Raw genomic sequence first — 15,567 nt, 5'->3', positions numbered from 1 at the left:
TCATTACATCGGCATTGACGGCACAGATTTGGATGGTTAGCGTTACCTGTTAGGAATTAAAAACGTGTCTGAGGAGACGACCACGTGATGCAATTGCCCCCGCGCAAGTTGTTGCGCCTTCTGCCCCTTGCCAGCGTGTTGCTGGCTGCTTGTAGCATCAATAAACCCCAGGGTCCGGGTCCCAGCACCACTTCACCGCAATGGCAGCAACATCAACAAGCTGTCGCGAAAATCACCCAGTATCAAACGCGCGGCGCATTTGCCTATCTCTCTGATAAGCAAAAAGTGTACGCGCGCTTTAACTGGCAGCAAACCGCCGCTGACCGCTATCGTCTGCTGCTCACCAACCCGCTTGGCAGCACCGAGTTGCAGCTTGATGCCCAAGGTTCCGTGGTGCAAATCGTCGATAACAAAGGCAAGCGTTACGTCAGCAACGATGCCGAGAAGATGATCTCTCAGCTCACCGGCATGGATATTCCGCTGGCGAACCTGCGTCAATGGATGATGGGCCTGCCAGGTGATGCCACCGATTATCAGCTGAACAGCAGCTACCAGTTGCAGAGTGTGAACTACAGCCGCAATGGACAACAGTGGAAAGTGAACATTTCCGATTACGACAGCAAGGTTAACCCGCCGCTGCCAGCCAATCTGGAACTGACCGAAGGTGGTCAGCGCATCAAACTGCGTATGGATAGCTGGACCACGAAATGATCACCACCTGGCCCGCTCCGGCAAAACTGAACCTGTTTCTCTACATCACTGGCCGTCGTCCTGACGGCTATCACAACCTGCAAACCCTGTTTCAGTTCCTTGATCACGGTGACACGCTGGAGATTACGCCGGACAGCAGCGATAGCATTACACTGCTTACACCGCTGGCAGGAGTGCCCGATGAAGAGAACTTAATTGTGCGCGCCGCGCAGGCACTGAAACAGGCCGCTGCCGCGCGCGACACGTTGCCCGCCAATGCTGGAGCGCAGATCGCACTTGAGAAACGTTTGCCGATGGGCGGTGGTCTGGGCGGTGGCTCCTCTGATGCGGCTACCGTGCTGGTCGCGCTCAACCATTTATGGCAAACACAGCTAAGCGTGGATGAGTTAGCCACCCTGGGTGTGGCGCTCGGTGCCGATGTCCCGGTGTTTGTCCGTGGGCATGCCGCCTTTGCCCAAGGGGTTGGCGAACAGATTCAACCCGCTGAACCGGAAGAGAAATGGTACCTCGTCGCGCATCCAGGGGTCAGTATTGCTACCCCCGATCTGTTTCGCGATCCGGAACTGACGCGCAATTCACCGATACGCACATTAGATGAGCTGTTACAGCGTCCTTTTCACAATGATTGTGAAGCTGTGGCAAGAAAACGTTTTCGCGAGGTTGATGCGCTGCTTTCCTGGCTGCTAGAATACGCGCCGTCGCGCCTGACCGGGACCGGAGCTTGTGTGTTTGCTGAATTTAACACCGAGTCCGACGCTCGTCAGGTGCTGGAGCTTGCCCCGAAATGGATTTGCGGATTTGTGGCGCGCGGGCTTAATATCTCGCCGTTGCATCGCACCCTTTCCGGGCTCTAAGCGTATGCGTGACAGTGCCACCCTGTTCCAGGCACTGCACGTGACGCATTAACACACCCGTATGAACGACTTCAAAAGTATTCGCCGGTTACTTTTGAAATGTTCATTCTCTGGACGACAAGCCTGAGGTTCCTCTCGTGCCTGATATGAAGCTTTTTGCTGGTAACGCTACCCCGGAACTAGCACAACGTATTGCCAACCGCCTTTACACTAGCCTCGGAGACGCCGCTGTCGGCCGCTTCAGTGATGGTGAAGTAAGCGTACAGATCAACGAAAATGTACGCGGTGGTGATATTTTCATCATCCAGTCCACCTGTGCCCCCACCAATGATAATCTGATGGAGCTGGTTGTGATGGTCGACGCTTTGCGTCGGGCTTCTGCTGGTCGTATTACTGCTGTTATCCCTTACTTTGGTTATGCCCGTCAGGACCGCCGTGTGCGTTCTGCTCGTGTGCCTATCACCGCCAAAGTGGTTGCCGATTTCCTCTCCAGCGTGGGTGTTGACCGTGTTCTGACAGTTGACCTGCACGCCGAACAGATCCAGGGCTTCTTCGATGTCCCGGTTGATAACGTGTTCGGTAGCCCGGTTCTGCTGGAAGACATGCTGCAAATTGGTCTGGAAAACCCGATTGTGGTTTCGCCTGATATCGGTGGTGTTGTGCGCGCCCGCGCTATCGCGAAACTGCTGAATGACGCCGATATGGCCATCATCGACAAACGTCGCCCACGCGCAAACGTTTCTCAGGTCATGCACATTATCGGTGACGTTGCCGGTCGTGACTGTGTACTGGTCGACGATATGATCGACACCGGCGGTACGCTGTGCAAAGCGGCTGAAGCGTTGAAAGAACGCGGCGCGAAACGTGTCTTCGCTTACGCAACCCACCCTATTTTCTCCGGCAACGCCGTTGAAAACCTGCGTAAGTCAGTGATTGATCAGGTTATCGTGTGCGACACCATCCCGCTGTCGGATGAGATGAAGTCGCTGCCAAATGTGCGTACCTTAACGCTCTCTGGCATGTTGGCCGAAGCGATTCGTCGTATTAGCAACGAAGAATCCATCTCCGCAATGTTTGAACATTAATTCATTGCATGAAACCGGGCCCCGCGCCCGGTTTTGTTTTTTATCTCCTCAGTCTTCACAACCGATGAAGCCGCTTTCGCTACAGATATTTTCGCGATAAATTTCGTTAAAACACCCCATTCTCGCTGCCTTTCACTCTTTTCATTTCAGACATCATGCTGCGCTTTAGCGCTCTAATAATTAGTGGTATTTTTCCTGTCACTTTTTTTCTGAGAACTCCGACCACTATGACTCTCGACATCTATACATTATTTGTTTGTGAGCTCTACGTGCTCGGGTTTTTGAGTATTATTCTGGTCTTCGCCTGGATGGGTTCGCAGTACGATCGCGTGCTGGGTTTCACCACTCTCGCGCTCAGCCTGACGCTGTTAGCCGTATTCCTTAGCAGTCTTCGCAGCGCTGGATTTCACTTTCTGCCGATTGCCGTGGGCAACGTCGTCATGCTGCTTGCTTATGGCAATCTGTTGAATGCGTTTCGCATCTTTTGTGGCAAACCCTTGGGATTGAGCTGGCTGGCTGGTGCCTTACTCTGGGCGATACTTTGTATTTTCCCCGAGTTTTATTACAGCCAACCCAAGCGGGTACTGGTGCTTTGTCTGCTTTGTATTATTTACACCGGCGCGCTGATTCGCCTTTTATGGCACTCGCGCGCATCGCTGACGGTGACATTCTGGCCGGCACAGATGCTGCTGTGGATCCATCTGCTGTTTCATGTGGCGCGGATATTTCTGGATGATGCCATTGCTACGCCGGTGCGCGGTGCTATTGCCGGTTCCAGCTTCTCGGTTTATGTGATCCTTGAGTCGATACTGTTTGTGATTGGCTTAACCTTTACTATCCTGGCAATGGTGAATGAGCGTACGCAGATCGCGCACAAACTGGCCTCGCTGCACGATCCTCTCACCAGCGTATGGAATCGCCGTGCGCTGTTCGAGCATGCTGACCGATTGGTGATGCGCAATGCCCGCCATCCTAAACTGTATATCTACACGGCAGTGCTGTTTGACCTCGACCATTTCAAAAGCATTAACGATCGCTATGGGCATCAGCAAGGGGATCGGGTATTAATCGATTTTTGCCATGTGGTACAGGCGCTGTTACCCGCAGAGGGGCATTTCGCCCGTTTGGGCGGAGAAGAGTTTGCCGCAATCTTGCCTGGCACCAGTGAGGAGGCACAGTGCGTGTGCGAACGTATTCGCCTGGCAACGCAGTTATCGATGCCTAACGACGTCTGCTACACGGTGAGTATTGGCTTCGCTACCGCAATTCATCGCGATCAAACTTTCCCGATTTTACTCGGGTTAGCGGATGAGGCGCTTTATCGCGCGAAAGCCAGTGGCCGTAACCGCATCGAATGTTACCGGGTGCCATTACAGCCATTGCAGGAAGCGATGCTCACTTAATGTGAAGAGTGATTACGACGGCAGCGTTTATCACCATAATGACGCAGCCAGTAATAGCGGTCTTCCACTCTTTCACGTCCGCTGACGCGCGCGCCGATCAGCCACAGCAATGCGCCGATGAAGATACTGAACATCGCACCATGAGCGAGGAACTGAGGCAGATGCAGTGAAGGTAGCTGATTAATAATGGAATAGCCGACACCCAGTACCATCGTCAGTAAACCCAGACACATCAGGCCATTACCCACAAAGCGGCAGTTTTGACGTTTCATGATTCACCTCCATCCTTATGAAAGAACAAACAGCACGTATGGTTAACTTGTCATAAGTTTAGGCAATGGCTTGCGGTTAAGTTGCGTACAGGATCACACATCCTTCACAATCTCTGACATTTCTTTACCGCCAGCCTGTTGATTTCGATAGAAATTGATTAGTCACACAGCGTCATTATCTGGCCATTACACCCTTTGTCATCCCTGCCTGCAGGCAGTAAACTATCGCCCTTTCCGCAGTGAGACAGGATAAACATCGTGAGCAGCATTAAACTGATTGTGGGGCTGGCCAATCCCGGCGCTGAATACGCCGCAACGCGCCATAATGCAGGTGCCTGGTACGTGGATTTGCTGGCTGAGAGGCATAATCAGTCGTTAAAAGAGGAGCCGAAATTTTACGGCTACACTGCGCGCCTGTCATTGGCGGGCGAAGACGTACGCCTGTTGGTGCCAACGACGTTTATGAACCTGAGTGGCAAAGCGGTAGCAGCGATGGCGACTTTCTATCGCATCACGCCTGAAGAAATTCTGGTGGCGCACGATGAGCTGGACTTACCGCCAGGCGTGGCGAAGTTCAAACAGGGTGGCGGTCACGGCGGTCACAATGGCCTGAAAGACATTATTAGCAAACTGGGCAACAACAATAATTTCCAGCGTTTGCGTGTCGGCATCGGCCATCCGGGTGACCGTAATAAAGTGACGGGTTTTGTTTTAGGTAAACCCCCGGCCAGCGAACAAAAGCTGATTGATGATGCCGTCGATGAAGCCGTGCGCTGCACGGAAGTCTGGCTGAAAGAAGACAAGATCAAGGCGATGAACCGCCTTCACGCCTTCAAGGCCAGTTAAGGCCAATTCCCGCGCCGCAGAAGGTAATTCTGTGTATAATGCGCGAAATTTTTTGAATCTGTCGACGCTGTCAGTCAGCGCCGCACACTCAGTGATAAAGGTAATCAGACCATGGGATTTAAATGCGGTATTGTGGGCCTGCCGAACGTCGGTAAATCCACCCTGTTCAACGCGCTGACCAAAGCGGGTATCGAAGCAGCCAACTTTCCGTTCTGCACCATCGAGCCAAACACCGGTGTCGTGCCAATGCCCGATCTGCGCCTCGATCAGCTGAGCGATATCGTTAAGCCACAGCGCGTAGTGCCAACCACCATGGAATTCGTTGATATCGCCGGTCTGGTGAAAGGCGCCTCGAAAGGTGAAGGCCTGGGTAACCAGTTCCTGACCAACATCCGTGAAACCGAAGCGATCGGCCACGTGGTGCGCTGCTTTGAAAACGACAACATCATCCACGTTTCCGGCAAAGTGAACCCGGCGGAAGATATTGACGTTATCAACACCGAACTGGCGTTGTCAGACCTTGATACCTGCGAACGCGCCATTCAGCGCTGCCAGAAAAAAGCCAAAGGCGGCGACAAAGATGCCAAAGCTGAACTGGCTGCTCTGGAGAAGTGCCTGCCGCACCTTGAACAGGCTGGCATGTTGCGCGCGCTGAAACTGGATGCGGACGAGAAAGCGGCAATCCGCTACCTGAGCTTCCTGACGCTGAAACCAACCATGTATATCGCTAACGTCAACGAAGACGGTTTCGAAAACAACCCATATCTTGATCAGGTACGTGCGATCGCTGAAGCCGAAGGCTCCGTGGTGGTGCCAGTCTGTGCGGCTGTCGAGTCTGATATCGCCGAACTGGACGATGAAGAGCGTGATGAATTCATGGCGGAATTGGGTCTGGAAGAGCCAGGTCTGAACCGTGTGATTCGCGCGGGTTATGCACTGCTCAACCTGCAAACTTACTTCACCGCTGGCGTGAAAGAAGTGCGTGCATGGACCATCCCTGTGGGTGCCACTGCGCCGCAGGCGGCAGGTAAAATCCACACCGACTTCGAGAAAGGCTTTATCCGCGCGCAGACCATCGCCTTTGATGACTTTGTCACCTACAAGGGTGAGCAAGGCGCGAAAGAAGCCGGCAAGATGCGTTCAGAAGGTAAAGAGTACATCGTGAAAGATGGCGACGTGATGAACTTCTTGTTCAACGTCTAACTTTCTCTGTGCCAGAAAATCCACGCCCCGGCGTGGATTTTTTATTGGGCGATGTGCACGCGTTTCTTAATATCCTTGAGAAACAACGTGATGGTAAAGGTCATCATCACCAGCAGTGACCATGCTCCCCACTTCCCTACATGCACAGTTGCCCATGCGCCAATTTGGTTGGGATACTGCCACACGCCAAAGAAAGTCCCCATGTTCTCCGCCAGCCAGATGAAAAAGCCAATCAGGATAAATGCCACCAGCAGCGGCATTCGGAATGGCCGGTCATAAGGGGTGAAAATCACTTCGGATCGCGCATACAAACCGAGCGCCACCGCCGCAATGTACCAACGGTAATCGCCAATAAAGTGGTGGGTAAAGAAGTTGGCATACAGTGCCAGTGAAAGCAGTACCGCATGAATGATCGGTGGATGGTGGCGGATCTTCAGATCCATCAATCGCCAGCACTGAATGATGTAACTGCCGACAGCAGCATACATAAATCCACTGAACAGCGGCACACCCGCCACTTTGCTCCATGCGGCTTCGGGATAATGCCAGGAACCTATCGCTGCCGAGGTTTTAAAGAGCTCAAGCCCAATCCCAAGCAAATGAAACAGCGTGATGGCTTTTAGTTCATCCCAACTTTCCAGCCGGGTTGCGACCATGATGAACTGGATAGTCAGCGCAATCATCAGCAGCAGGTCATAGCGTGCGATGCCAAATAAGCCGGTGCGCGGTACGCAAAAGATGGACAGGAAAAACAGTCCTGCAAACAAGCAGGCACGCGCTTCTTTAATGCCGAACCACAGAAACTCTACAGCACAACGTTTGCTGCCGCGATAAGTCATGGTGGGAGGATGCATTAAAAATTGGTCTAAACGATTTTCCACTGATTGCTCCATGTGAAGTCATACATTCCTTTGGCCAAAATGTCTGGTCTTTGCCGACACCAGCATGCGACACTTTGACTTGCTTTGTCATCAAGAAACACTTTAAGCCATGAAAAATTTTCTCGTCATTGTGCCCGACGGCGGCATGCTGTTCGAAGCGGCGGGCATCGCCGACATCCTGATGCACGCCAATCTGCACTTGCCGATTGGCCTCGACCAGCCGCGCTATCGTGTCAGTATCGCGACGACGCAAGCGCATCAAGTCATCCATGGCCAGTCCGGGTTGAATCTGCTCGCCGACCTTAAACTGGCCGAACTGGATCCCCGTCAGGCCTGGGACACCATCATGATCACCGGCCGTGGCGACAGCGTGGAAGAAGGCAACATGGTGGTGGACTTTATCAAGCTGGCGGCCCCTCAGGCGCGACGTGTGGTATCGATATGCGGTGGTGCGATGCTGCTGGCGGAGGCAGGTTTACTGGATGGACGACGGGCCACTTCGCACTGGCGACTGCTTGATACACTGCAAACGCGCTTCCCACAGGTTAAGGTTGAAGGTGGCCCGCTCTATATTCAGGATGGCACGATCTGGACCTCAGGTGGCGTCAGTTCTGGCTTTGACCTGACGCTGGCGTTGGTTGAAGAGGATTTCGGTTTCAGCGTAGCACGCGATATCGCACAGGACATGGTGATGTATCTGCGCCGCCCCGGCGGACAAATGCAGTTCAGTCGCTACCAACTTCAGCAAAGTGACTCTGGTCCGATTAACGCGCTACAAAGCTGGATTCGCGACCATCTGGCCGAAGACTTATCCGTTGAAAAGCTGGCCGAACATGCTGCCATGAGCCCAAGAAACTTCACCCGCGTATTTACCCGTGAAACCGGTGCGCCGCCTGCACGCTTTGTCGCGGAAGCACGTCTGGCGGCTGCACGGGAAAGGCTGGAACAGACCCGTGACACGCTGGAGCGCATTGCTGAAGAGACCGGTTTCGGCAGCAGCATCAATATGCGACGCAGTTTTGAGCGCCAACTCCACCTCACACCCGGTGAATATCGCCAACGCTTTCACTGCCGAAAATTGGCGTAAAGTGATCCTTTTTTGTCGTTTACGCCATCCTGTGAACGGCCTACATTGACTGCAATCACTTCATATAAGGAGTCAATGATGATCAAGGTAGGCATTAACGGCTTTGGCCGTATCGGACGGAATGTATTTCGCGCCGCACTGGGTAGCGACGATATTGAGATTGTGGCAATCAACGATCTCACCGACAGCAAGACGCTGGCACACCTGCTGAAACATGATTCGCTGCTCGGCCGTTTACCCGCTGAAGTGGAAGCCTCTGAAGGCGAGTTACGTATCGATGGCAAGCCAGTGCGAGTGTTCAGCGAGCGCGACCCGGCCCATATTCGCTGGCGTGATGTCGGCGTTGATATCGTGATTGAAGCCACCGGCTTCTTCACCGAACGCGACAAAGCTGCAGTGCATATCACCAGCGGGGGCGCGAAACGGGTGATTATATCCGCGCCGGGCAAAAATGATGACCTGACGATTGTGCTCGGCGTGAACGATCAGCGCTACGATCCGCAGCAGCACTTCGTCGTCAGCAACGGCAGTTGCACCACGAACGGCTTAGCCCCTGCCGCGCAGGTACTTCACCAAGCATTTGGCATCGAGCACGGCTTAATGAACACCACGCATGCCTACACCAACAGCCAGGTGCTGCACGATCAGCCTGAAAAAGAACTGCGTGGCGCGCGCGCTGCGGCGCTGTCGATAGTGCCTTACTCAAGTGGTGCCGCTAAGGCGTTGGGACGCGTGATTCCCGAGCTGGAGGGTCGCCTGACCGGTTATTCATTGCGCGTGCCGGTTCCGGTGGTATCGATTGTCGATTTAACCGTGACATTAAAACGGGATGTGACGGCTGAGGAAGTGAACAACGCGTTTAAAGCGGCTGCGGCAGAAGGTCCGCTGAAAGGGATATTGGGCTATAGCGATGAACCACTGGTCTCCAGCGATTATCAGGGCGATCCGCGCTCATCGATCATTGATGGCCTTTCAACCCTGGTGATTGGCGGCAACCTGGTAAAAATCCTTGCCTGGTATGACAACGAGTGGGGTTTCTCCAATCGCTTAGTCGATTTAGCCCGTCTGATGGCTCAGCGCGGCCTGTAACAGTGAGGGGCGATCTTCAGACCGCCCCTGATTTTATTACTTAATCCCCATCGCATCCTTCAGCGTAAAGAACAGGTCGGTCTGATCGGTCAGACCCACTACGTTCGCCGCATGAGGGCCATAAGCCGCAATACGAATCTGTGTGCCGGTATGGCCTTGTGAATCATCTTCTGAATTACCGTAGCTGATGGTCATCACTGCGCCATCTTTGGTATTCAGCGCCTGCGTAAGACCCGGCGCTTTGCTGCCATTCTCGATAATCTGGCTACTGTGCGCATGGTCTGCGGTCACCACCACCAGCGTATCCCCGTGCTCACGGGCAAAAGCCAGCGCCTGCTGTACGGCTTCATCCAGATCGACGGTTTCACCAATCTGACCGCATGGATTCGCAGCATGATCCTGCTTATCGATCGATGCTCCTTCTACCTGCAGGAAGAAGCCTTTCTCATTGGTGCTCAGCAGATCGAGCGCCTTTTTAGTCATCTGCGCCAGAGTCGGTGCGGAAGCTGGACGTTCTTTGTTCACTTCGCAGGTCACCACTGGCTTATCAATATTGCCGTGATAGCTGGCTTTCGGCCCTTGCCAGCGCACCGGCATGTTGCCATCAGAGAACAGGCCCAATACCGGTTTAGTTTGATCGGCCTGCTGAATCGCATTCATGCCTTCAAGGTTATCCACCAGTTGATAGCCCAACGCCTGAGCCTGCTCACGAAGGGTTTTGCCTTGGTACTCACCGGCTTTAGCGCTTTCATTAAAGGATTTTGCGCCGCCTCCGAAAGTGACATCAGGACGGGTTTTTAGCATCTGCTCGCTGATTGATCCTTTACCGCCCTGCTCCAGCGCGTTAGTCGGACACAGCTCGCTGGTTTTTTCAGGGCCATAGCATTTACGCGAAGTGACATGCGCCATCAATGCAGCAGGTGTTGCATCCTGCAGTTCAGCGGTTGACACATTACCGGTGGCTTTCCCGGCGGCTTTCGCCAGCTCAAGAATGGTGACCTGATCTTTGCCATTCACATCGACGCCAATTGCGCCATTGTAGGATTTGGTGCCGGTGGCCCACGCCGTCGCTGACGCGGCTGAATCTGTCACGTAGTTCGGTTTGTGGGTTTTCTTGTCGAGGGAATAGTGCGTGTATTGCCCGGTCAGTGGCAATGCATCCAGACCGGGGAAGAATCCACCAGCCCCCATCGCCTGATTACGAGCGGCGGTAATTTCTGAATCGCCCATGCCATCGCCGATCAACAAGATGACGTTTTTAGCCGTGGTGTTCATTAATGACGCTTTCAGTGCTTCAGTTTGATCGCTGCTAAGGCGGCGCGCGCCACCGTGTTCGGTAATATCGCCAGTTGCGGCACGCGAGTATGTTGCATCATCTGCCACTGCTGACGCGGTCATTAATGAGGCCAGCAGAGAAACCGTGAAAAGAGGTATGTGTTTCATTTATCAGCATCCTTATCAGTAAATATAACCAAATGTTTCCGCAGACAAGTCTGCGACAGTTCGGTGACACTTTTGTGGCGGATAAGGAATAATTTGATGACAGAAACACCACTTCGTTGAGAGTTGCAGCAAGCTGCACAGAGCTTAAGCGAATAGAAGAAAAGGAGAAAATAGGGCTTGACCGTTTTCGGGTTACTCCCTATAGTAGCGCCCCGTTGACCCAGTGCGGTTAGCGGAAAAAACGTGGTGAGATGTCCGAGTGGCTGAAGGAGCACGCCTGGAAAGTGTGTATACGGCAACGTATCGGGGGTTCGAATCCCCCTCTCACCGCCATTATTTATATGAAAGTGCCCAGTTAACAGCTGGGCATTTTTATTTGCATTTCCCGCCGATCTGAGGGGGATGAGAAGCCCCGATTGGGGTTCGACAACTGGCTTCAGCCAGTTGGACAGCGGAGCCTGCGACGCTGCCCGAAGGGTGAGCGCAGCGAATCAATCCCCCTCTCACCGCCATTATTTATATGAAAGTGCCCAGTTAACAGCTGGGCATTTTTATTTGCATTTCCCGCCGACCTGAGGGGGATGAGAAGCCCCGATTGGGGTTCGACAACTGGCGTCAGCCAGGTGGACAGCGGAGCCTGCGACGCTGCCCGAAGGGTGAGCGCAGCGAATCAATCCCCCTCTCACCGCCATTATTTATATGAAAGTGCCCAGTTAACAACTGGGCATTTTTATTTTCATTTCCCGCCGCCCACCGCCGACTTATGAAATTGAGGTTGCTCAATTTCATCATCTAACTCCAGCGGTCAAACTTTTCACGAATTAAGAATTCGACTACAAGGCATCTCATTGTGAGCTTGTATCAGGATAAGTAGTATTCGGGCGGGTGCTTGAGGCTTTCTGTCTTAAGCATTGCTGACGGCAGAAAGAAGAAAGCCCCGAGAGATTTATTCAATCAACCCGAGGCCTACCCTTAATGCCAGACAACATGAAAGGTAGCGTCTTACGTGCCGAAAGGCAAGGAGAAGCAACCATGAAGCAGCGTGAGGCGATCTTGATCGCCATCTTCTTCATCGCGGCAGTGCTGGCCGTGATACTGGTCACGAGAAAAGACCTCTGTGAGGTACGAATCCGAACCGGCCACATGGAGGTTGCTGCATTCATGGCTTACGAATCCTTGAAGTAAGAGCAACCGGCGGGAGGAAACTCCCGCCACTCTCTCTTGTTGGCATGGCTGACCTCAATGCACCCGCCCTTTTATCTTTCCCCCAGAGCCCGAAAACGCTTTTAGTTACTTCTCACCAGATGCAAAAAGTTATCTCTTACTGGGTCTTTAATCTGCGCATTCCAGGCCATGCCGGTTTGCCAGCGCGTATGTTCACCCTCAAGCGATAACAACTTTACGGCTGAGGGCAGGATATGCGCCACACTGGCGGGCAGTAATGCGATGCCATCACCTGCCGCTACTAATGCCAGCAATGTCTGGATATCATCGGCGGCCGCCACTGTGCGCGGCTTAAGGTGATGAGCACTAAGATAACGCTGTGCCTGCTCCGTTAGCCCGTCACCGCGATACGGCGAGAGCTGCAACAGTTGATGGGTTTCGATTAAGGTCGTCGATGTTGAAGCGCAATCGGCAGCAACCGCCAGCACCAGTTGGTCTTCGCCCAGTGCCAGACTGCACAAAGGCTCAGGCACCGGCAGACGCACAAATCCTACCTGAAGACGCCCCTCAATCAGTTGCTGGTACTGCACCGCAGAGGGCATGTCATTCAATGACACCTGCACGCCCGGATAGACATTGCGGAATGACGCTACCCGCTCGGGAGCCAGCCGAAATGACGAGATACCAAACCCAACGGTCAGCTTTCCCGCATGACCGCTTTGCAGATTAGCGATTGACGCACAAAACTGTGTATGCCGTTCAACAATATCCTGGGCATTTGGCAACAGTTGCTCACCAGCGATAGTCAGCCTTGCGCCATTACGCCCGCGCTGAAAAAGCGTGACACCAACAATATGTTCCAGTGTCTGTATCTGCTTAGTGAGCGCGGGTTGTGTCACACACAGTATGTCCGCGGCCGCATGATACGACCCTGTTTTGGCTAGCGTCACGAAGGCGCGCAGAAGTTTAATATCCATTCCGTTTGGTTATCAAAATGCGAGATTTTGTGATTATACACCGTTGATATCTCTCTGGTGAAATAGCGTCCAATTTCCCAAACGAGAAAACCAAATGGATAAAAAACTTCGTGTCGCAACGGTACAGTTTTGTCATCGAGCCGGGGACAAAGATTACAATCTCTCCACCATGGAGCAGTTCATTGAACAAGCTGCACAGGATAAGACCCAGGTTCTCGCCTTCCCTGAAATGTGTATCACTGGCTACTGGCATGTTCCGGATCTCCCTGCTGAAGAGGTGGAAGCGTTGGCTGAACGCAGTGATGACAGCCCCTCGCTGGCACGTATCGCGATGCTGGCAGAGAAGTACCAAATGGCAATCGGTGCTGGTTTCATTGAGAAACATCGCAATGGCCAGCTCTACAATGCCTATGCGATGTGCATGCCGGATGGTCAGCGTCATATCCATCGAAAAATCCACGCATTTGAACACCCAGCAATTTCCCAAGGGAATGAATTCACCGTGTTCGATACGCCATGGGGAGTGCGTATTGGGATTTTGATCTGCTGGGATAACAACCTGACTGATAACGTGCGCATTACCGCCCTGCTCGGTGCCGATATTTTGATTGCACCACATCAGACCGGCGGTACGCATTCACGTAGCCCCTTCGGCATGAAGCCGATTCCGCTCAGTTTGTGGGAGAAGCGGGAGCAGAATCCAGATGCACTTGAAGCTGCTTTAGCCGGAGACAGCGGACGCGGTTGGTTGATGCGCTGGTTGCCGTCACGCGCACACGATAATGGGCTGTTCTTGTTATTCAGTAACGGCGTTGGACTCGATAACGGCGAGATCCGCACAGGCAATGCGATGGTGATTGATCCCTATGGCCGCATTATCAATGAAACCACCACCTTCCGGGATGCGCTGGTCAGTGCCGAGCTGGATCTCTCTTTGCTCGCCATGTCCACCGGCCGACGCTGGATCCATGGCCGTCGGCCCGAGCTTTATCATCTGCTGTGTGAACCGCAAGGTTATGAGCGTGATGCGCGTACCGCCCGGTTTTCACAAGAAACGCCTTGTTTTAAATCACGAGCCAGTGATTAAAGCCCTCTGAGGTATAAGTTAAAACTGCTTCGCATAAATAAACACCGACAATAAATATTAAAAAATGACTGTGGGCTGAGATGGATAACGATAATTGCGAGGCGACTCAGGTTCATATTAAAGACACCGCACCAGGGAAATTTAACGTGAACGCCTTAGTTCTTGAAGGTGATTTTCAACATATGAAAGCGGATGGATTATTAGGGACCAACTTTCTGCAGAACCATGCAGTGTTAATAGACTTCCCCAACAATCAACTCATGATTCGCTCAACTGATCCCGGTTAACCGGGAATAAAAAAACCCGGCTTGCGCCGGGTTTTGCTTCGCTACACTCTCAATCTACTTCTAAAAGGTTAACTGTAAGCATGCAGCGTGCGCTGGCAGAGTGCCGAGCGAACGCAGTCGTCTTTACCGAAACGCACCACGCCAATCATCTCATCCTCTTCGAAGCGCGCTAACGCATCGGCCAGACCAGATTTGACGTTAGACGGCAAGTCACACTGTGTGATATCGCCGTTGACGATAACCGTCACGTTTTCGCCTAAGCGTGTCAGGAACATCTTCATCTGTGCGGCGGTAACGTTTTGAGCCTCATCAAGGATCACCACCGCATTTTCAAAGGTACGTCCGCGCATATATGCGAAGGGCGCGATCTCTACCTTAGCGATTTCGGGTCGCAGGCAGTACTGCATAAAGGAAGCGCCGAGACGTTTAACCAGAACGTCGTATACCGGTCGGAAATACGGGGCGAACTTCTCGGAAATGTCTCCGGGGAGGAAACCGAGATCTTCATCCGCCTGCAGAACCGGGCGCGTCACAATTATCCTTTCGATGTCCTTATTGATCAGGGCCTCAGCCGCTTTGGCTGCGCTAATCCAGGTTTTACCGCAACCGGCTTCACCGGTAGCGAATATCAGCTGTTTCGATTCTATGGCGTTAAGATAGTGCGCCTGAGCTTCATTTCTGGCTTCAATCGGACCACGATCGCGTGAATCACGCGCCATGCCTATTGAGTCCAACCCACCCATCTGCACCAGCGAAGTGACCGATTCTTCTTCGCGCTGACGGTGACTGCGAGAATCACTACGAACGACTCTTCTTGCTTCACGACGCGCTTTGATCACTGCTTTCTGTCTTCCCATAGTGGCACCTTACAGTTGGTTTCATTTATCGCGGCGGATCACCCGCGGCGATGACTTGAACGCTTTAGAGGTTTCGTTGGCTTCCTTGTAAGCCGAGTCTGGCCATTGAGAATAGTGTGCAACAACGACGAAGCGCTGTAGCGCACCGGTAAAGAATTGGCGTTAGTTCGGAAACGATAATTGAAAAGTGAAGAGGATACTTTGGAGGGAAGAAATCCCCCGCAGTGTACTGCGCTAGCTGAAGTGTATTTAACTGTCCATAGAAGGACCGGGTCATGCGCGAACTCCAGTGGACTTAGCCACACAACTGACAACGCTTAT

Annotated in this window: 16 protein-coding genes, 1 tRNA gene and 2 other RNA genes; 14 read left to right on the top strand and 5 right to left on the bottom strand. The window is 52.9% G+C overall.

Annotation, left to right across the window (positions count from 1 at the left end):
* Nucleotides 1–87 precede the first annotated feature (87 nt).
* From lolB to LK04_RS07195, 4 genes are all read left to right on the top strand, one after another.
* Nucleotides 88–711, top strand: a complete 624-nt coding sequence (gene lolB, locus LK04_RS07210) for a lipoprotein insertase outer membrane protein LolB (RefSeq protein WP_039337411.1) — start codon at nucleotides 88–90, stop codon at nucleotides 709–711.
* Nucleotides 711–1,565 carry a 4-(cytidine 5'-diphospho)-2-C-methyl-D-erythritol kinase gene (ispE, locus tag LK04_RS07205; RefSeq protein WP_197063389.1) on the top strand — a complete coding sequence of 285 codons (855 nt, stop codon included), beginning with the start codon at nucleotides 711–713 and terminating at the stop codon, nucleotides 1,563–1,565. Before lolB ends, ispE begins: the two co-directional genes overlap by 1 nt.
* A 137-nt stretch (nucleotides 1,566–1,702) precedes the next feature.
* The gene (prs, locus tag LK04_RS07200) at nucleotides 1,703–2,650 is read left to right on the top strand and encodes a ribose-phosphate diphosphokinase (protein WP_102136006.1); all 948 of its coding nucleotides are present in this window, start codon (nucleotides 1,703–1,705) and stop codon (nucleotides 2,648–2,650) included.
* Between the two features lie 227 nt (nucleotides 2,651–2,877).
* Complete coding sequence (locus LK04_RS07195) at nucleotides 2,878–4,053, top strand: GGDEF domain-containing protein (RefSeq protein ID WP_039337405.1); 1,176 nt, start codon at nucleotides 2,878–2,880, stop codon at nucleotides 4,051–4,053.
* Here the strand turns inward: LK04_RS07195 and ychH are convergent.
* Nucleotides 4,050–4,325, bottom strand: coding sequence for a stress-induced protein YchH (gene ychH, locus LK04_RS07190; protein ID WP_039337403.1), 276 nt, complete (start codon nucleotides 4,323–4,325; stop codon nucleotides 4,050–4,052). The genes LK04_RS07195 and ychH overlap by 4 nt on opposite strands.
* A gap of 258 nt (nucleotides 4,326–4,583) precedes the next feature.
* Here ychH and pth point away from each other — a divergent pair, with 258 nt between their 5' ends.
* Both pth and ychF read left to right on the top strand, forming a co-directional pair.
* Nucleotides 4,584–5,171 (top strand): aminoacyl-tRNA hydrolase, encoded by a 588-nt coding sequence (pth, locus tag LK04_RS07185; RefSeq protein WP_039337401.1) that lies wholly within the window; start codon nucleotides 4,584–4,586, stop codon nucleotides 5,169–5,171.
* 111 nt (nucleotides 5,172–5,282) lie between these two features.
* Nucleotides 5,283–6,374, top strand: coding sequence for a redox-regulated ATPase YchF (ychF, locus tag LK04_RS07180; protein WP_039337399.1), 1,092 nt, complete (start codon nucleotides 5,283–5,285; stop codon nucleotides 6,372–6,374).
* 41 nt (nucleotides 6,375–6,415) lie between these two features.
* Here ychF and LK04_RS07175 read toward each other — a convergent pair whose 3' ends face one another.
* On the bottom strand, nucleotides 6,416–7,228 hold the full coding sequence (locus LK04_RS07175) for a DUF817 domain-containing protein (RefSeq protein WP_233797849.1): 813 nt from the start codon (nucleotides 7,226–7,228) through the stop codon (nucleotides 6,416–6,418).
* 136 nt (nucleotides 7,229–7,364) lie between these two features.
* Between LK04_RS07175 and LK04_RS07170 the strand changes: the two genes are divergently transcribed.
* Together LK04_RS07170 and gap are read left to right on the top strand one after the other, a co-directional pair.
* Complete coding sequence (locus tag LK04_RS07170) at nucleotides 7,365–8,342, top strand: GlxA family transcriptional regulator (RefSeq protein WP_039337280.1); 978 nt, start codon at nucleotides 7,365–7,367, stop codon at nucleotides 8,340–8,342.
* Nucleotides 8,343–8,420: 78 nt separating this feature from the next.
* Nucleotides 8,421–9,431 (top strand): type I glyceraldehyde-3-phosphate dehydrogenase, encoded by a 1,011-nt coding sequence (gene gap, locus LK04_RS07165; RefSeq protein ID WP_039337281.1) that lies wholly within the window; start codon nucleotides 8,421–8,423, stop codon nucleotides 9,429–9,431.
* Between the two features lie 36 nt (nucleotides 9,432–9,467).
* On the opposite strand, the gene phoA is transcribed toward gap, so the two are convergent.
* A complete protein-coding gene (gene phoA, locus LK04_RS07160) occupies nucleotides 9,468–10,874 on the bottom strand; it encodes an alkaline phosphatase (RefSeq protein ID WP_039337283.1) in 1,407 nt (468 codons plus the stop codon).
* Nucleotides 10,875–11,119: 245 nt separating this feature from the next.
* Between phoA and LK04_RS07155 the strand changes: the two genes are divergently transcribed.
* The 4 genes from LK04_RS07155 to LK04_RS07140 all read left to right on the top strand — a co-directional run bounded on the left by LK04_RS07155 (nucleotide 11,120) and on the right by LK04_RS07140 (nucleotide 12,059).
* Nucleotides 11,120–11,207: transfer RNA gene (locus tag LK04_RS07155), tRNA-Ser, on the top strand.
* A gap of 48 nt (nucleotides 11,208–11,255) precedes the next feature.
* A non-coding RNA gene (locus LK04_RS07150) (RtT sRNA) lies at nucleotides 11,256–11,386 on the top strand.
* Nucleotides 11,387–11,434: 48 nt separating this feature from the next.
* A non-coding RNA gene (locus LK04_RS07145) (RtT sRNA) lies at nucleotides 11,435–11,565 on the top strand.
* A gap of 341 nt (nucleotides 11,566–11,906) precedes the next feature.
* Entirely contained in the window at nucleotides 11,907–12,059 is a 153-nt protein-coding gene (locus LK04_RS07140) for a Hok/Gef family protein (RefSeq protein ID WP_039331820.1), read from the top strand.
* Nucleotides 12,060–12,160: 101 nt separating this feature from the next.
* On the opposite strand, the gene LK04_RS07135 is transcribed toward LK04_RS07140, so the two are convergent.
* Complete coding sequence (locus LK04_RS07135) at nucleotides 12,161–13,015, bottom strand: LysR family transcriptional regulator (RefSeq protein WP_039331819.1); 855 nt, start codon at nucleotides 13,013–13,015, stop codon at nucleotides 12,161–12,163.
* A 94-nt stretch (nucleotides 13,016–13,109) separates the two neighbouring features.
* On the opposite strand from LK04_RS07135, the gene LK04_RS07130 reads away from it, so the two are divergent.
* Together LK04_RS07130 and LK04_RS07125 are read left to right on the top strand one after the other, a co-directional pair.
* Entirely contained in the window at nucleotides 13,110–14,102 is a 993-nt protein-coding gene (locus tag LK04_RS07130) for a nitrilase family protein (RefSeq protein WP_039331817.1), read from the top strand.
* Nucleotides 14,103–14,182: 80 nt separating this feature from the next.
* On the top strand, nucleotides 14,183–14,389 hold the full coding sequence (locus LK04_RS07125) for a hypothetical protein (protein ID WP_039331815.1): 207 nt from the start codon (nucleotides 14,183–14,185) through the stop codon (nucleotides 14,387–14,389).
* 68 nt (nucleotides 14,390–14,457) lie between these two features.
* Here LK04_RS07125 and phoH read toward each other — a convergent pair whose 3' ends face one another.
* A complete protein-coding gene (phoH, locus tag LK04_RS07120; RefSeq protein ID WP_039331813.1) occupies nucleotides 14,458–15,246 on the bottom strand; it encodes a phosphate starvation-inducible protein PhoH in 789 nt (262 codons plus the stop codon).
* Between the last annotated feature and the right edge of the window lie 321 nt (nucleotides 15,247–15,567).

Source organism: Pantoea vagans, from assembly GCF_001506165.1.
GTDB lineage: Bacteria > Pseudomonadota > Gammaproteobacteria > Enterobacterales > Enterobacteriaceae > Pantoea > Pantoea vagans_C.
Note: the sequence above shows the minus strand (reverse complement) of the source record. Positions and strands in the feature narration are given on the sequence as shown.

Coding starts and splice junctions, on each gene's coding strand:
- LK04_RS07175 (WP_233797849.1), bottom strand. CDS start 7,228: ATGCATCCTCCCACCATGACTTATCGCGGCAGCAAACGTTGTGCTGTA.
- LK04_RS07170 (WP_039337280.1), top strand. CDS start 7,365: ATGAAAAATTTTCTCGTCATTGTGCCCGACGGCGGCATGCTGTTCGAA.
- gap (WP_039337281.1), top strand. CDS start 8,421: ATGATCAAGGTAGGCATTAACGGCTTTGGCCGTATCGGACGGAATGTA.
- phoH (WP_039331813.1), bottom strand. CDS start 15,246: ATGGGAAGACAGAAAGCAGTGATCAAAGCGCGTCGTGAAGCAAGAAGA.
- lolB (WP_039337411.1), top strand. CDS start 88: ATGCAATTGCCCCCGCGCAAGTTGTTGCGCCTTCTGCCCCTTGCCAGC.
- ychH (WP_039337403.1), bottom strand. CDS start 4,325: ATGAAACGTCAAAACTGCCGCTTTGTGGGTAATGGCCTGATGTGTCTG.
- LK04_RS07195 (WP_039337405.1), top strand. CDS start 2,878: ATGACTCTCGACATCTATACATTATTTGTTTGTGAGCTCTACGTGCTC.
- LK04_RS07130 (WP_039331817.1), top strand. CDS start 13,110: ATGGATAAAAAACTTCGTGTCGCAACGGTACAGTTTTGTCATCGAGCC.
- LK04_RS07140 (WP_039331820.1), top strand. CDS start 11,907: ATGAAGCAGCGTGAGGCGATCTTGATCGCCATCTTCTTCATCGCGGCA.
- LK04_RS07135 (WP_039331819.1), bottom strand. CDS start 13,015: ATGGATATTAAACTTCTGCGCGCCTTCGTGACGCTAGCCAAAACAGGG.
- phoA (WP_039337283.1), bottom strand. CDS start 10,874: ATGAAACACATACCTCTTTTCACGGTTTCTCTGCTGGCCTCATTAATG.
- ychF (WP_039337399.1), top strand. CDS start 5,283: ATGGGATTTAAATGCGGTATTGTGGGCCTGCCGAACGTCGGTAAATCC.
- LK04_RS07125 (WP_039331815.1), top strand. CDS start 14,183: ATGGATAACGATAATTGCGAGGCGACTCAGGTTCATATTAAAGACACC.